Origin of the sequence: Corynebacterium renale (genome assembly GCF_002563965.1) — a bacterium.
In the GTDB taxonomy this organism is placed as follows: Bacteria; Actinomycetota; Actinomycetes; order Mycobacteriales; family Mycobacteriaceae; genus Corynebacterium; species Corynebacterium renale.
The window spans coordinates 1,931,875-1,945,877 of sequence record NZ_PDJF01000001.1 but is presented as its reverse complement, the minus strand read 5'-3'; the positions used below and the strand labels follow the sequence as shown (position 1 = coordinate 1,945,877).

Here is a 14,003-nt window from a genome sequence, read left to right as displayed (position 1 = left end):
GCGAATTTAAGGTTTTTCGATCTCAGCGTTGACCGGTGGCAATACTGACCACGGGAAGTTAATCCACTGGTCAGTCTTCTTCCACACGTAGTCAGGTTGAATGATGGAACGAGACTTTGCGTAGATCACTGCAGTGCGCGATTCTGCGACTGTTTCGGCGCAGTAGTCTTGGACGAGTTTGAGCGTCTCGCCGGTATCTGCGACGTCATCAGCGATGAGAACCTTCATACCTGACAGGTCAACTGCCTTCGGGGTGGGCGGCAGCATTACGGGCTGCTCAAGACGCTCATCTACGCCGGTGTAGAACTCCACGTTGATAACGGAAACGTTCTTGATGTCCATCGCGTAGCCTAGGGCGCCACCGATGAGAAGGCCGCCACGTGCAATGGAGAGAATGAGGTCTGGCTGGTAGTCCTCGAGGATGTCGGCAGCGAGTTCGCGTACTGCTGTGCCAAACGTTTCATAGGTCAAATTTTCGCGCTGTTCGTCCATGAACCTACATTAACACCCCGCTTCAGAACAGTGCACAATAGCGCTGGCGAACATGCGAGACTGCGTTGAGTCAACCATGCCTACCCAGATGGGGGTAATAGGCAAAGAAACTCCTCACAAGGTAGTTTGCATGCGAGTACTATTCGGGTATGGCACACCAAGAAGACCAAACGAAAAAATCGTCTAACAGCGTCGATGCTGAATATTCTGCAGCTGCGGGGGCAGCACAATATCCATTGACTGAACAACTTCTGCATAGTGCACGTGGGCGTGTATTCCTCCTAGATTACTTAGCGCACTTCGGCTACGGGCGCGAAGATCAAGGCACACTTGCGGAATTCCTCCATGAAATTGGCAACGCTCTCGCCAGGGCAACCGATAACAATGCCCCTGATGTATCGGGGCCGGCAGCCCGCGCGTGCGCGATGGGATTGTCTGTCCCGCTCGAAGGGGGAGCAGAGGTGAAAACGCGTCGGATTGTTGCGCGAGTGGCAAACCATATGGTTCGGTGGCACGAACATACGAGCTCAGAACGTATTGCTGCCTGCGCGGAGCTAGATCCCGCTTTGCAGCGTTGTGGTGAGTATCTAGAGAGCGTTGGGGCTTTGCAGGCTTTGTCTAGTCCGCAGGAAATTGTCCCCGCAACGGTCCGTGATACTCACGGCCAAGACTTAAGCGTCGCCGGAGTTACCGGCATTAAGCTCGCCGACGGTTCGGTGACTCGCATGTGGTGGGGCGGATATTATGTCAACCTGCCAGCCGGAGAGTCTGTGACAGTCTATGGCGTTGAAGGGATTGAGAACGCCCGGATCTTTACTATCGACGGCCCACACGATGTTCGGCGTTGGTCCGACGCTGTAGCGGACTGGGATGCGGTGTATGTAAGTGCGCTCGGATTCCTGACGGCTTCCGTCGGCGGCTACGGTCCAGGCGAGGTTCACTGGTCAATGCCGGTATCTGTCGCTGGCGGAACGGAGCAAGAATGGAAGAAGGCTGTAGAGGCCGGGCGGGGAGACGAGTTTGCTGTGTGGGTTCCAGTTGTTGAGTAGTGTCACCCGAGCGGCCAGGCCTTAGTTGACATAATGTACATTATCGGACAATTCTGGATGGATGGCTGACCGGGGGCTAATTTAGGTGCGACCGCGAATACGCCTCTAATTACGTAACGTGACGTAATTAGAGGCGTATTCCAGCGCCTAGAAAGTTCATGCTTAAACTTGAATGAACCGTCCCGACATGTACAGGCTTTAGTGAGGCCTTAGGCGTCGCGCCTGGCTTCGCGTTTCGCCCGATACGCTCCGGCAATCTGGAACCCCGTGATCGCGACCAGAATGGCTGCGATTGCTACGAAGAGCCATTGCTGTTGTGTAGTCACCCACACCAGGAATGCGAGAATGACGAGAAAGCGAATCCACAGGACTGGAATGATACGCGCAGGAATCATTATTTCTTTTCCATAGCTAACCGAATGTTCAACTCGCCTTGATCGTCAATAGACGCGGCGATGAAATCAGGAGTCTCTACATCGAACTGCGAACGCGTGATTGGGACGTCGCCGCTCACGATGAGGCGCGTGCCGTCGCGAAGCGCCTCTACATCGGTGGTGACTTCCTGTGTCACTCCGTGAATCGTCAATTCACCGGTGAGTTCTGCGGTGCCAGTTGTGCCATCAGCCGGGATGTGTGAGAGTTCGACTGGTCGGGTGACGTGAAATTCAGCTGTTGGAAATGTGTCCGTCTCGAGAACTTTCATACGAACGTTAATGTCACGGCGTTCATTGTCGGACGCGACCTTCTGCATATCTACAATGACTTCGCCTGCGGTAAGGGTTTCTCCAGAAATCGTGACCGACCCCTCGACGTGTTGCGTCGATCCTGAAGTAATGCGTTTGTCACCTGGTAGCACCTCGTGGAACGTATACCCTACGGACGTTGTATTATCACCGCTGCCCTGCACGATCGACCACTCCCCGTCCAGTTCTGTTTCCGCTGGCGAGGCATTTTTTGCTGAGAGGCCTTCGGTCTTTACGCCTGGCCCCATCATCGCGGATATCACGGTGGGAAGCACACTGACCGTGGCAATGAGGATAATCGCAACCACGAAAATCGTGGTCACGAGTTTGCGCTGACGCATAGAGTCCTACCTTAACTTTTCAATCGTCCGAGCCATGTCTACAAGTTCCTGACATAGTGCTGTCATTTCCTCTGCAGTCGCTCCTTCATTGGCGGCAGTCCGTATATCTTCAGCAACGCACCGCAGCTCAAACAGCCCGTCGCGGAGGCGGTCAGCCTTATCAGCTGCAAGGATGACGGCATCATCTGGAATCTGAGTCCCTACTACGTTATGCCGCTGTTCATAAGCGCGTTGTTTGCATGAGGCAGAGCAATACTTCCGTGGACGCCCACGTCCGGCGGATGCAATCTCAGCCCCACACCACGCACACTGTGGCGGCTTCGTCGTAGGATTCTTCATCTGTCTTATCATAACCGACGTACTGTTAAACTCCCCCACCTACGGTTAAAACGCACGTGGACCGCGGGAACAAACTCAGTGGGTGCTCCGTTATACTCTGTAGCAACAGTTGGATGATAGAAGGGACTGATGACCATGGCAGATCGCGTACTTCGGGGTAGCCGCATGGGAGCGGTAAGTTATGAAACCGATCGTGATCACGATCTTGCGCCACGCCAGATGGTTAAATACCGTACCCCATCAGGTGAAATCTTTGACGTTCCTTTTGCCGATGACGCCGAAATTCCCGCCACTTGGCTGTGTAAGAACGGCCAAGAAGGCACCCTCATCGAAGGTGAAGGTGTCGAAGCAAAGCCCGATAAGCCGGCTCGTACGCACTGGGATATGCTCCGTGAGCGCCGTTCGCTCGAGGAACTCGACGAGCTCTTGGAAGAACGTATCGAGGCACTCCGTAAGCGTCGTCGTGAGGCTACCCGTCTGCTCAAGCAGCAAAAAGAAGAGGAAGCCGCCGCAGAATAAGTAACGCTCTCGTGCTTTGCGACGAAAGGGCCAGCGCTTCACCAAGCGCTGGCCCTTACTCTATGCCGCAGACGTGTTAGCTGGAGAATTTCTTCGTGCGTTCTTTAATCTCGCGGCCTACAAGGCGGGACATTTCCGAACCTAAGTCACGAATCTGTTGCCCACGATGCTTCAAGCCCCACTTTGTGACCTCAAACAGAGAGTCCTTGACAAAGCTGCCGTCAAGCTTCGATTCGCCGATTTCGCGCTCGGTGAACGTAATTGGCACTTCACGCACGTCGTAACCGGCCTCCACAGCTCGGAACGCCACATCGACCTGGAAAATGTAACCAGCTGCCGAAAGAGCGTCGAAGTCGAGGTCTTCCAGAAGCTCGCGTCGGAAAGCGCGATAACCTGCGGTCATGTCGGATAGACCGGCGCCCAACGCTGCAGAAATGTAGATGTTACCGAGTTTGGACAACCAGTACCGCTTTGCGGGCCAGTTGACAACCTTGCCGCCGGGAACGTAGCGGGAACCGATCACCAGATCAGCGCCCTCGTCAATTTGCTCTAACAAAAGATGTAGTTGCTCAGGTGCGTGGGAACCATCTGCATCCATCTCGCACAGTACGGTGTAATCACGGTCAAGCCCCCACTCAAAGCCTGCTAGATAGGCGCCGAGCAGGCCACCTTTGCCCTCGCGGTGCAAGACATGGATGTTCGAGTCTTCAGCAGCCAGCTCATCTGCCCTGTCGCCGGTGCCATCCGGGCTGTTGTCATCGACCACAAGGATGTCAACCGTTGGGCAGGCAGCGCGCACACGACCGACGATCAACGATACATTTTCTAATTCGTTATACGTCGGAATGATGACCAAGGTCTTGTCACTCGGTTTAGCCACAGGCAAACTCCTTTATCATATACGGCGCCTACGGGCACGCTGGCCTTTATTCTTGCTGCGCCACCACAGACCAATGACGATAGCGGCGCCAAACACTCCTATCATAACGAGAACTAACTGAACCCAATAACCGAACCTTGCCGCCGGGGTGACGGAATCTTTCAACGGAAGTTCCGCAACGAGATTGTTGGCCTCAAAAATCTCAGTGGATTCAAGTACAGAGCCATCCGGTTCCACGATCGCAGATACACCGGATGTAGCAGCTACCACAACGGCGCGGTCCAACTCAATAGCGCGCATCCGGCTCATAGCAAGTTGCTGGTAAGTCATATCGGTAAACCCAAACGTGGCATTGTTTGTCGGCGTAGCAAGAAGCTGGGCGCCGTTACGGACTGCCTCCCGGTACGCCTGATCAAAAATGACCTCAAAACAGGTAGCAATGCCCAAGGCGATGCCGCCGATGCGGACTACCCCATCACCTTCACCAGGCTGAAAATTACCGGCCTGATCGACATACGATGAGAAGAGCCGGAAAAATTCACGCATCGGCATAGTCTCCCCGAATGGCTGCAAGTACTTCTTGTGGTGAAACTCTTCCATCTGGGAAAATGGGCCAATACTGCTGGCAGCGTAATCAGGATTAATCACCGTCATAGTGTTGCGGGGGCCGACGTCGTCGACAGTAATTGTTCCCACCAGGATTGGAGCGTTGACCGCAGCCGACGCTTGGCGGATGAGGTCTGCGGCTTCTTTGTCCTGATAAGGATTTACATCTGAAGAATTTTCCGGCCATACGACGATGTCCACAGGCGTATCAATCTTCTGTGTCTCGCGCACATGGTTCGCCAAAACTGCTCTACGCTGAGCGTTAAAATCTAGCCCCATGCGGGGCACATTGCCCTGCACAGCCGCTACCTTCGTAGAGCCCACTGGGTCCGCGGCGGTCGCTATTATAAGTAGTGGTTGAATCACTGCGATGACTGCGAATACGGCAGTGGCTACGGCAAAGCCCCGGCGCGATGTTGGCCGGCAAAGGATGGCTGCAACCAGCCACACAGCTATCGCGGTGGCCCAGAAGGTCACCAACGCTGGACCACCCCAACGAGCGAAACCTGCTAGCGGACCTTCGATCTGCCCCCAGGCAACACGGACCCAGGCGAAGCCACCGAATGGCCACGAGGATACGAAAAACTCGGTTGCGACGAACCAGAAAGGAAAGATGATTATGCCCCAGTGATGGCGCAAAAGTAGCGCGCCGATGCAGCCCATGAGAAGGCTATACAGGGAGCATGCTAGCGCCAGAGCAACGTATGGCAGCTGGCCTACAAACTCCCCTATCCACGGCAGCAACAAAAGGTAGGTAACTAACCCGAAGACCCAACCAAGAAACGCACCTTGACTACCGCTGGGCCCAGTCTTAGCGGTCCACGGAATTAAGCCGGCAGTGAGTAGGCTCAAGCCGATCAGAGCCGCCCACCACCATCCGAGGGGCTCATAGGACGCATACACGCAGACGCCTCCGAGCGCGACGGCATTGGCTCTGCCAAAGAATTCAAGCGAAAACCATGGGAGGCGTCCAGTGCTGGTAGGTCGCGCTCGGCGTTGCCCTTTAGTCCTCGCGTTTTTCTGAGCTTTGCTGGCCATCGTCGTCTTTCTGCTCCACCTGTGGGGGCCATTGTTGCTGGGGTCCGGAGTGTGGTGATTCGTTCACATCGATGTCAATGATTGTTGGATGATCTGAGTCATAGCGGTGTGCGGCTGCCGCGCCACGGAAATGGTCGACTGTGGTAAAACCATTCAAGCCCCACGTCTCTAATCGGGAGGTTATGGTACGCGACCCCCACGATTGAATGATGCGCTGGGTTGGTGACCACACCACCAAGATTCCCAGGACGGTAGTCACGATGCCGGGAAGAGCAAGGAGGACAGCGCCTGCAGCTGTGAGTGCAGCTGTGGCAACGACCTCTCCCGGTTTGTCTGCGGGGACGTTGCGCAAGCGCGGGGCAAGGGCCTGCATTTGCCGAGTTGCAGCGATCATCCCGCCTATAGTGCACAGCAGCCAGATGAGAGTGGCCCACCCAAATCCCAGTCCGGCGGTAATCCCGACGAACACCAAGACCTCGAGCAGGATGTAGAGCATCACGAGATAAATAGGCACAGTCCCCCACCCTACCGTTTCAGGATCATAGGTTGTGATGGCCATGGCGATGCGCGGGTGCCCGACAGCCGTGGTAAAGATGAAGGAATGACGCACGCTTCTTTAGATTCCAATTCTCACATTGTGCACGCCCCGGGCGGATTCTTAGCCGCTGGCTCATGGGACGGCATTGCAGACCTTGCTGATCTGACTAAAACACAGACTGTACGTGTCTCTGCCCACAGCACTTTGGAGTTCCCTGACGTAACCGATGCGGACTCCTTCGCAGTACTTGCGGCACAGTTAGGGTTTTACACGGGGCCAGAGCGTGTCATCGTGCCTCCACTTTTGCCAAGAAATGCGGAGGCCGCTGTTGCAGAATGCGCGTGGTCCCTGCTACCGGGTAGCGAACTCGTGGAAATACAGGTCGGCGGTCAGCCTCACCTGGGCGTAGCGGATGCTCGGACACACATCCTTGGTGGGCAACCGGATTCCCGCCAGGTCGAAGTAAAAGATGTCATCGGCTGGATTTCGCGTGACGACGGCACCGTGTCCCTCGGAGCGGCGTTAAAAGACGGAGTAATCTCCTCTTATCTTGCTCGTCTCCTCGGGGTTATAGGCACCCCTAGCGCGATCACGCCGTTTGGGACTGTCCTCATTCACAACCTCAGCGAAGCGATTGCCGACCAGGTGCTTCGCGTTCTGCCGGGGATGGGGATGATTTTTGATGCTGACAGCGTGAATCAGTTGTATTCGCGCTAAATAGCGTTGACGATGTCCTCGACTGAGTCCATGACCAAAACGTCTCGGGACAACACGCGGGGGCGCTTAATCATGACAATGGGGATGCCACGGCGGGAGGCGGCGTCGAGAAGCGGTTGAGCGGCTGGTGCGCCAGTGTCGGCCACGATGACGCAATCTATTTGATGCCCGGTGAGCATATCGTTTTCATGTCTAGCATCGGGATTGAACATGGGACCGGGAAGCACTCGGTACCGTGAGGGCAAGCGGATGGAACGGACCAGCCGTTCGTGCGGAGCCCGGAAAACGTAGAGATTTTCAGTGTCGGAAGTAAACGCCTCCATGTCCACCCACCGCGGGGAGGCCGCCACAAGAATATAGTGGCCATTCCTGCGTGCAGTCTGGGCTGCCTCGACCGCTGAACCGACAATGTCGATAGTCGGATAATCCCATGGTTTCGGCGCAAACGAGACAAACGGCACACGCGTAGCGCGCGCAGCTTCTTCTGCTGCGCAATGAGAATCCACATCAAACGGATGAGCCGCGTTAACAAACACCTCGATTCGGCGACTGCGCAGAAGCATCGCCAAACCAGCGGGACCACCGAAATCGCCGGTCACCACTTCCCCATGCACGACATTGACCACGACGTTCTCGGGTACCACGGTCGTGACCGCCCACCCGCCGGAATGCAGCTGTGCGACAAGCTCCTCAGCATATGGCGCTCCGCCGAGCACGCAAACGCGCATCCGCACCCGAATCAACCCTTCCTCACCGAATCAGTACTGTGTCTAGCGTACGCGAGGTTCACCGTGGCATTCGCGCCCACACCGGCCGCGGGATTAGTCTCATGATCCATGCTAAGAGCCGTAACTGGCGTGGAATCCACAACGTAGCGCTCCTCTTCCCGGCACGAATATGCGATGCCACAGTCTCAGCGACATCATGCGGGTATACAGACAGTGGCGCTGGCTTCATTCCTTCGGTCATTGAACCGATGACGAACCCTGGTCGGGCGGTTATGATCTGGAGATCGGTGCCACGAAGTGCGTCGGTAAGCCCTTGGCAAAAAGCATCAAGTCCTGCTTTTGTAGAACCGTACACATAGTTTGCGCGGCGCGGACGCCAGCCGGCAATCGAAGAAAATGCCACGATATAGCCACGGCTCATCGCCTGGCTGAGGGTCGTAAGTGCAGCTATTTGGGCTGTGTAATCAATCGTAGCGATGTCAGTGGCTAGCTCCGGGTCTTCTTCGGCGCGGGATTGATCGCCAAGGATACCGAAGGCTACGACCGCTATCTCAGGGGACTGGCCGGTGGCCTCCTTGCACGCGTCGACTGCTCGCTCAGCGGCCGTAGTTTCAGTGGCTTCAAACGCTGTGACAGTAACCGAAAGCGCCCCACGTGACCGCAGATCAGCGACAAGCTCTGCGACCGCTTCAGGACGACGCGCTGCAAGAACGCAATCCCTGCCCGAACACAACAAACGGGCCAGTTCCCCACCGATATCGCTCGTGGCGCCGAGGAGCAGAAGAGGGCCAGGCATTTAGACCAGCTCCCGTGGTTGATTATTAAGGCGACGAGCACCATCTTCAGTAACGACAACGATATCTTCGATACGTGCTCCCCACTGATCAGGGAAGTAGACCCCTGGTTCAATGGAAAAAGCCATGCCCGGCTCAAGCACAATATCATTACCGGGCATGATAAACGGTTGCTCATGGGTGGACAGCCCAATACCGTGCCCGAGGCGATGAGTGAAAAACTCCCCGTACCCAGCCGCTGCCAAAACGTCTCGCGCGACCTTATCGATAGACGCTGCAGTGACACCAGGCCGAACCGCCTCCACTGCAGCGGTCTGAGCTTCTAGCAGTACCGTGTACGCATGCGGTATCTGAGCAGGACTAGTCACTCCGCCGACGCGATACGTACGCGTGCAGTCAGAGTGGTATCCCGCACCGTATGTGCCTCCAATATCCACCACGACGATGTCCCCATCCGCCAGTATCCGGTCAGAATAATCGTGGTGCGGATGAGCACCATTAGGGCCCGAGCCTACGATGATGAAGTCCACTTCTGAGTGCTCTCGCAGGATGAGCTCTCGGATATCCTCGGCGACCTCCGCCTCCGTCCGCCCAGCCTGCAGTAACGCAGGAACCCGAGCATGGACCGCATCAATTGCAACTCCCGCAGCAGCCAACTGTTCAATTTCCGCAGCATCTTTCACGGTGAGAATGCTCTGCAGCGTCTTCTGCGCGGACACCCACCTGGCCTGAGGCAGCACCTCGTTTAATTCGAGTATGTGGCCAGCATCAAGAGATTCACTAATTGCCACCCTCGCGAGGGCTTCAGGTCTTCCTATATTGTCCGCCAAGACCGCGTAGGCGGATGGAGTTGCACCATCACGCCATGTGAGAACCTCAATGTCCAACTCTGGTACCGCGCTCAACTTCAGGTCGCCGGCGTCGGTAGCTGGGATAACGATAAACGGCCGGCCGTGCGCAGGAACAACAAGCGCTGTCAACCGTTCATGGCTGGATACCCACGAACCAGTGAAATATGCGAAGTCCGGCCCCGTAGCAAAAATTGCAGCTGCAATCCCCTGCTGCTTGCACGCGTCTTGCGCGAGCGCGAGTCGGTGCGAATACACGGCAGGATTAAACATGTTCACCATGCCAGCCATCGTAGTAAACACAACCGGCACGCACGCGCGCCCTCGCCCGGCTAAGCGGAAAACTCACGACGCAACAACCCCGACAGGCCTAGGACCCAATGGCCACAACACCACGCTGGATAGCGTCGATAGCCTTGTGCGCATTGCGCTTAATCTCATCGCTGTACCCCGTAGCCGCAACCTGGCCTAATATGTCAATGACCTGACGGCACCAGCGCACAAAATCACCCGGGCTCAACTCCGCACCAGATTCCGCAGCGGCTGCCAGCGCATACCCTAAAGGTGCACCCGCCGTCCACTGATGGATTGCAAGGGCAAACGCAGCTTCAGGCTCACGGGTCACAGGTAGACGGTATCGACGCTCATCACTGGAGAGCTCGGTCCAAATTCGTTCGGTGGCGTTCATAGCCGCAGCCATAGGCTCCGTGGCAGCTTCAGGAACCCCACGAGTCTCCTTGCGGTTTTCAAACACACACATCGAGGCAACGCCCGCGAGTTCCGCCGGGTCTAAACCATCCCACACACCGCGCTTGAGGCACTGCGCCACCAAAAGATCCGACTCGGAATGGATGCGTGAAAGACGCTGCCCTTCATCGGTCACGGAATACACGCCTTCAGATGAGACTTCCACGTAATCCATCTCCGCAAGCAGATCCAAAATGCGTGCAAAAGTCTTACCTAAGGTGTCAGAAGAAGCCGATGCCCCCGTCAGCCGAGCCAGGTCCCGGCGCCGTCGCGCCAAACGCTGCGCAATACGCACAGCTTCCTCACGCACGAAATCAGGCCAAGTGTGAACAGGGTGATGCTTCATCTCTGCACGCAATCCCTTGACCTCCGCACTGGGACGCACCCGAGCCTCCTGCTTAAGGGACTTCGGGCGATCAAAACGGGCTTGTTTAAAGGCCCGTACCACAAAGCGCGTATTCTTCCGTGGATTGTGCGTAATATTACGTGGCAAGCGCAAACGCCCGACCACAACGGGAGGATTACCGAACGCAGCCGGCTCGACGCGTCCTGACCAACCGGTCTCTGCAATCACCATTGGCGCTGGATTATCGTGGTGGCGCGCCGGGGAGACAACTACCGCCAGCAAAGGCCGCTTCTTCGTAGGCATGGCGATAACTTCCCCGACGTCCAGGCGGCCAAGAATTCGTGCGGTTTCCTCTTGACGCTGGGCGCGTGCCTGTTTCTTGTGATCTTTTTCCGCACGCGAGAGTTCACCGCGAATGTGAGCGTAATCTTCTACGTCACCGGAAGCCTCCGGGGTATCAATGCCGTGGGCATGAAGAGTGTCAGCTAGTTGGTCTTCCAATTGACGCACGCGATGTTGGGCCCGGTCAATGTCGCGCGCTTGGCCCACAACCGACCCATCTGCCTGGAACTGGGCAAACGAACTTTCCAGCAGGCCGATGGATCCCTCGTACCCATGGGCGTCGAGCAGATTGATTGACATGTTGTAGCCCGGTTCAAACGTCGAAATCAACGGGTACGTACGCGTCGAAGCAAGACCAGCTATGGCTTGGGGGTCTACAGCCGGACTCCACTGCACAACAGCATTGCCCACGATATCTATGCCTCGACGGCCAGCGCGGCCAGTCAACTGCGTGTACTCCCCCGGTGTGAGGTCAACATGGGCATCGCCATTGAACTTGACCGTCTTCTCTAGTACCACTGAGCGCGCCGGCATATTAATTCCCAGCGCAAGGGTCTCGGTAGCAAACACCGCGCGTACTAAGCCACGGACGAAGAGTTCTTCCACGATATGCCGGAAGGCCGGAAGCATTCCGGCGTGGTGGGCAGCGAATCCGCGTTGCAGAGCTGCACGCCACTGACGGAAGTTCAGAACCTTGAGGTCTTCCTCTGGAATATCTTCCACGCCGGCGTCCACGATACGGCCAATCTCGTCAGCTTCATCCTGATCAGTCAGGATTAGTTTGGAGCGCAGGCACTGGTACAACGCGGCGTCGCACCCCGCGCGGGAGAAAATGAAGGTGATAGCCGGGAGCATGTCTCGGTTTTCCAAGATTTTGAGTACCTCTGGCCGACCCATCGGTTTGTGCACATCTCGTGGGCGTCCGGAGCGTGAAGGCCGGCGTCCGTGCGACCGGGACCGGAAACCAGACTTGTCCGACTTGCTAGTTTCTTTCCAGGAGTGACGTTCACCGGAGCTGGGTTCGTCGTCAGTCAAGCGAGAAATGGCGCGTTCGAGAGAGGCGTTGACATTCCCGCCGTACCCAGCCGGGTCACCGGTTCCGGGTTCAAAAAGCGGATAGACGCGAGGACCGACCATCATCCACTGATTCAAGGGAACGGGACGGTGCTCCGAGACTATGACATCCGTTTCGCCACGGACGGTGTTGAGCCAGCGACCGAATTCCTCAGCATTGGACACCGTTGCCGACAATCCCACGATAGTTACGGACTCATCCAGATTCAGAATGACTTCCTCCCATACAGCGCCACGGGAGCGATCGCCGAGGAAGTGAATTTCATCCATGACCACGTGGCTCAGCAGCCCTAAAGCGGCATTGTCGCTGTAGATCATATTGCGCAAAACTTCCGTGGTCATCACCACAATCTGCGCGTCACGGTTAATCGACTGATCACCAGTGAGCAAACCAACTGCGTCTTCCCCGTATTCCGCGAGGAGGTCGTGATACTTCTGGTTACTGAGCGCTTTAATCGGAGTCGTGTAAAAGCAGCGTGTCCCCTTGCGCAGCGCCATAGCTACTGCAAATTCTCCCACCACGGTTTTACCAGCACCGGTCGGCGCACAGACAAGCACTCCGTGGCCTTGTTCGATTGCTTGGCAACCCTGGCGCTGAAACGGGTCAAGCGGAAATGAACGCTTTTGTGCAAACTCCTGGGTCAGTGGGAAAATCATGCATTCCAACTTACAGGTGCCACACTGGGCATGCTTATCGACGCCCCTCCGGTGGCCTACAGCACGTCGCTAAAATCCGTGCCTTCAGTCAGTGTCGTAGTCCGATCGGCCACTGGTCGCGGTGATGGCGTAACCGGCCCAGAGGCATGGATACGCTCTGGAGAGCCCACAGACATACCCTCCGATGCATCGAGCGCGCCTGCTTTCGGAGTGGGAGTAGCGGCATTGATTGGGGTGGCGGACTCGTCATCGACGTCTAACCAGTCGGGACGCTGCTTCTTCTTGCGTTTGTCGTTAATTCGACAGAATTGCACGGCAATTTCCACCAAAATAGTAAGGGCCACCGCAAGAATCAACATGGAAAATGGATCCTGACCGGGGGTTAAAAACGCGGCGAAAATAAACAAGCCTACGACGATATAGGAGCGCTTTCCCTTGATCGAGTCATATGAGACCAAGCCGGCCAGGTTCAGACCGCAGATGAATAGCGGAACCTCGAAGCTGATACCGAAGATGAGAAGCAAAGCGAGAAGGAAGCTAAAATACCTGTCACCGGTGAGCGCTGCGACCTGGGCTTCCCCGCCGATAGACACCAGCATTTCCAACCCGTACGACACAACGAAGTAAGCCAACACGGCACCTGCGACGAATAAAGCGACTGCAATGGTGACGAAACTAAATGTCAAGCGCTTTTCTTTTTTGTGAAGGCCCGGTGCGATAAACCGCCAGATCTGGGTAAGCCACACAGGTGAAGAAAACACTAGACCGGCTAGCGCGCCAACCTTCATGCGTAAAAGGAACATTTCGAAGGGGCTGGTTGCAAGAAGTTTGCATTCGCCGTCGGGAGTAAATTGCGCGCGCAGTTCCGGCGGAAGTTTGCAATACGGGCCTCGGAGAAGGTCACCCAACGTGGGGATTCCGAAGATCGAATTTTGGTACCACAGGAAGCCGATGATTGTGCCGATTGTGATTGCGATAGCGCTGATGATGACACGCCTGCGGAGCTCCTGGAGGTGCTCCATGATGCTCATGGTGGCTTCGTCGTTCGCTTTTTTCCTAAATAGGCGCCGGCGCGCGCTACGACGTGCCGCCTGAGCCGACGAACCGGCCGTAGGCGACGATTCAGGCGAACTCATATCTGGGCCATACTTCCTTTAACTGCGGTGATGATGCGAAAACAATCGTGCCCCGTGCCGTCGTGATGT

Annotated in this window: 15 protein-coding genes; 3 read left to right on the top strand and 12 right to left on the bottom strand. The window is 56.2% G+C overall.

Annotation, left to right across the window (positions count from 1 at the left end; translation table 11 throughout):
• Positions 1 to 6: 6 nt before the first annotated feature.
• On the bottom strand, positions 7 to 492 hold the full coding sequence (locus tag ATK06_RS09120; RefSeq protein WP_048381742.1) for a phosphoribosyltransferase: 486 nt from the start codon (positions 490 to 492) through the stop codon (positions 7 to 9).
• A gap of 149 nt (positions 493 to 641) precedes the next feature.
• On the opposite strand from ATK06_RS09120, the gene ATK06_RS09115 reads away from it, so the two are divergent.
• Entirely contained in the window at positions 642 to 1,541 is a 900-nt protein-coding gene (locus tag ATK06_RS09115; protein WP_048381740.1) for a hypothetical protein, read from the top strand.
• A 209-nt stretch (positions 1,542 to 1,750) separates the two neighbouring features.
• On the opposite strand, the gene ATK06_RS09110 is transcribed toward ATK06_RS09115, so the two are convergent.
• Genes ATK06_RS09110 through ATK06_RS09100 form a run of 3 tightly spaced genes read right to left on the bottom strand, consistent with a single transcriptional unit; the run spans position 1,751 to position 2,964 of the window.
• Positions 1,751 to 1,936: a hypothetical protein gene (locus ATK06_RS09110; RefSeq protein WP_048381737.1), complete on the bottom strand. Its 186-nt coding sequence runs from the start codon at positions 1,934 to 1,936 to the stop codon at positions 1,751 to 1,753.
• Positions 1,936 to 2,625: a YceI family protein gene (locus tag ATK06_RS09105; protein WP_048381735.1), complete on the bottom strand. Its 690-nt coding sequence runs from the start codon at positions 2,623 to 2,625 to the stop codon at positions 1,936 to 1,938. Before ATK06_RS09105 ends, ATK06_RS09110 begins: the two co-directional genes overlap by 1 nt.
• Positions 2,626 to 2,631: 6 nt before the next feature.
• Positions 2,632 to 2,964 carry a hypothetical protein gene (locus tag ATK06_RS09100; protein WP_231913504.1) on the bottom strand — a complete coding sequence of 111 codons (333 nt, stop codon included), beginning with the start codon at positions 2,962 to 2,964 and terminating at the stop codon, positions 2,632 to 2,634.
• Between the two features lie 135 nt (positions 2,965 to 3,099).
• Here ATK06_RS09100 and ATK06_RS09095 point away from each other — a divergent pair, with 135 nt between their 5' ends.
• Entirely contained in the window at positions 3,100 to 3,483 is a 384-nt protein-coding gene (locus ATK06_RS09095) for an RNA polymerase-binding protein RbpA (protein WP_048381998.1), read from the top strand.
• Between the two features lie 76 nt (positions 3,484 to 3,559).
• Here the strand turns inward: ATK06_RS09095 and ATK06_RS09090 are convergent, their stop codons facing one another.
• From ATK06_RS09090 to ATK06_RS09080, 3 genes are all read right to left on the bottom strand, one after another.
• The gene (locus ATK06_RS09090) at positions 3,560 to 4,363 is read right to left on the bottom strand and encodes a polyprenol monophosphomannose synthase (protein WP_048381733.1); all 804 of its coding nucleotides are present in this window, start codon (positions 4,361 to 4,363) and stop codon (positions 3,560 to 3,562) included.
• A gap of 15 nt (positions 4,364 to 4,378) precedes the next feature.
• Positions 4,379 to 5,872, bottom strand: coding sequence for an apolipoprotein N-acyltransferase (gene lnt, locus ATK06_RS09085; protein ID WP_231913505.1), 1,494 nt, complete (start codon positions 5,870 to 5,872; stop codon positions 4,379 to 4,381).
• 100 nt (positions 5,873 to 5,972) lie between these two features.
• The gene (locus ATK06_RS09080; protein ID WP_048381731.1) at positions 5,973 to 6,617 is read right to left on the bottom strand and encodes an FxsA family protein; all 645 of its coding nucleotides are present in this window, start codon (positions 6,615 to 6,617) and stop codon (positions 5,973 to 5,975) included.
• Here ATK06_RS09080 and ATK06_RS09075 point away from each other — a divergent pair.
• Positions 6,609 to 7,262: a hypothetical protein gene (locus ATK06_RS09075; RefSeq protein ID WP_111704140.1), complete on the top strand. Its 654-nt coding sequence runs from the start codon at positions 6,609 to 6,611 to the stop codon at positions 7,260 to 7,262. The two genes, ATK06_RS09080 and ATK06_RS09075, sit on opposite strands and share 9 nt — an antisense overlap.
• On the opposite strand, the gene ATK06_RS09070 is transcribed toward ATK06_RS09075, so the two are convergent.
• The 5 genes from ATK06_RS09070 to tatC all read right to left on the bottom strand — a co-directional run bounded on the left by ATK06_RS09070 (position 7,259) and on the right by tatC (position 13,934).
• Positions 7,259 to 7,990 carry a precorrin-6A/cobalt-precorrin-6A reductase gene (locus ATK06_RS09070; protein WP_048381729.1) on the bottom strand — a complete coding sequence of 244 codons (732 nt, stop codon included), beginning with the start codon at positions 7,988 to 7,990 and terminating at the stop codon, positions 7,259 to 7,261. The genes ATK06_RS09075 and ATK06_RS09070 overlap by 4 nt on opposite strands.
• 58 nt (positions 7,991 to 8,048) lie before the next feature.
• Positions 8,049 to 8,786 (bottom strand): SDR family oxidoreductase, encoded by a 738-nt coding sequence (locus ATK06_RS09065; protein WP_098389219.1) that lies wholly within the window; start codon positions 8,784 to 8,786, stop codon positions 8,049 to 8,051.
• Positions 8,787 to 9,914, bottom strand: a complete 1,128-nt coding sequence (locus tag ATK06_RS09060) for a M24 family metallopeptidase (RefSeq protein WP_408608289.1) — start codon at positions 9,912 to 9,914, stop codon at positions 8,787 to 8,789.
• Positions 9,915 to 10,002: 88 nt separating this feature from the next.
• Positions 10,003 to 12,798: a DEAD/DEAH box helicase gene (locus ATK06_RS09055; RefSeq protein WP_098389218.1), complete on the bottom strand. Its 2,796-nt coding sequence runs from the start codon at positions 12,796 to 12,798 to the stop codon at positions 10,003 to 10,005.
• 56 nt (positions 12,799 to 12,854) lie between these two features.
• Positions 12,855 to 13,934, bottom strand: coding sequence for a twin-arginine translocase subunit TatC (gene tatC / locus ATK06_RS09050; protein ID WP_098389217.1), 1,080 nt, complete (start codon positions 13,932 to 13,934; stop codon positions 12,855 to 12,857).
• Positions 13,935 to 14,003 lie beyond the last annotated feature (69 nt).

Coding starts and splice junctions, on each gene's coding strand:
- ATK06_RS09120 (WP_048381742.1), bottom strand. CDS start 492: ATGGACGAACAGCGCGAAAATTTGACCTATGAAACGTTTGGCACAGCA.
- ATK06_RS09115 (WP_048381740.1), top strand. CDS start 642: ATGGCACACCAAGAAGACCAAACGAAAAAATCGTCTAACAGCGTCGAT.
- ATK06_RS09110 (WP_048381737.1), bottom strand. CDS start 1,936: ATGATTCCTGCGCGTATCATTCCAGTCCTGTGGATTCGCTTTCTCGTC.
- ATK06_RS09105 (WP_048381735.1), bottom strand. CDS start 2,625: ATGCGTCAGCGCAAACTCGTGACCACGATTTTCGTGGTTGCGATTATC.
- ATK06_RS09100 (WP_231913504.1), bottom strand. CDS start 2,964: ATGAAGAATCCTACGACGAAGCCGCCACAGTGTGCGTGGTGTGGGGCT.
- ATK06_RS09095 (WP_048381998.1), top strand. CDS start 3,100: ATGGCAGATCGCGTACTTCGGGGTAGCCGCATGGGAGCGGTAAGTTAT.
- ATK06_RS09075 (WP_111704140.1), top strand. CDS start 6,609: ATGACGCACGCTTCTTTAGATTCCAATTCTCACATTGTGCACGCCCCG.
- ATK06_RS09070 (WP_048381729.1), bottom strand. CDS start 7,990: ATGCGCGTTTGCGTGCTCGGCGGAGCGCCATATGCTGAGGAGCTTGTC.
- ATK06_RS09065 (WP_098389219.1), bottom strand. CDS start 8,786: ATGCCTGGCCCTCTTCTGCTCCTCGGCGCCACGAGCGATATCGGTGGG.
- ATK06_RS09060 (WP_408608289.1), bottom strand. CDS start 9,914: ATGGTGAACATGTTTAATCCTGCCGTGTATTCGCACCGACTCGCGCTC.
- ATK06_RS09055 (WP_098389218.1), bottom strand. CDS start 12,798: ATGATTTTCCCACTGACCCAGGAGTTTGCACAAAAGCGTTCATTTCCG.
- tatC (WP_098389217.1), bottom strand. CDS start 13,934: ATGAGTTCGCCTGAATCGTCGCCTACGGCCGGTTCGTCGGCTCAGGCG.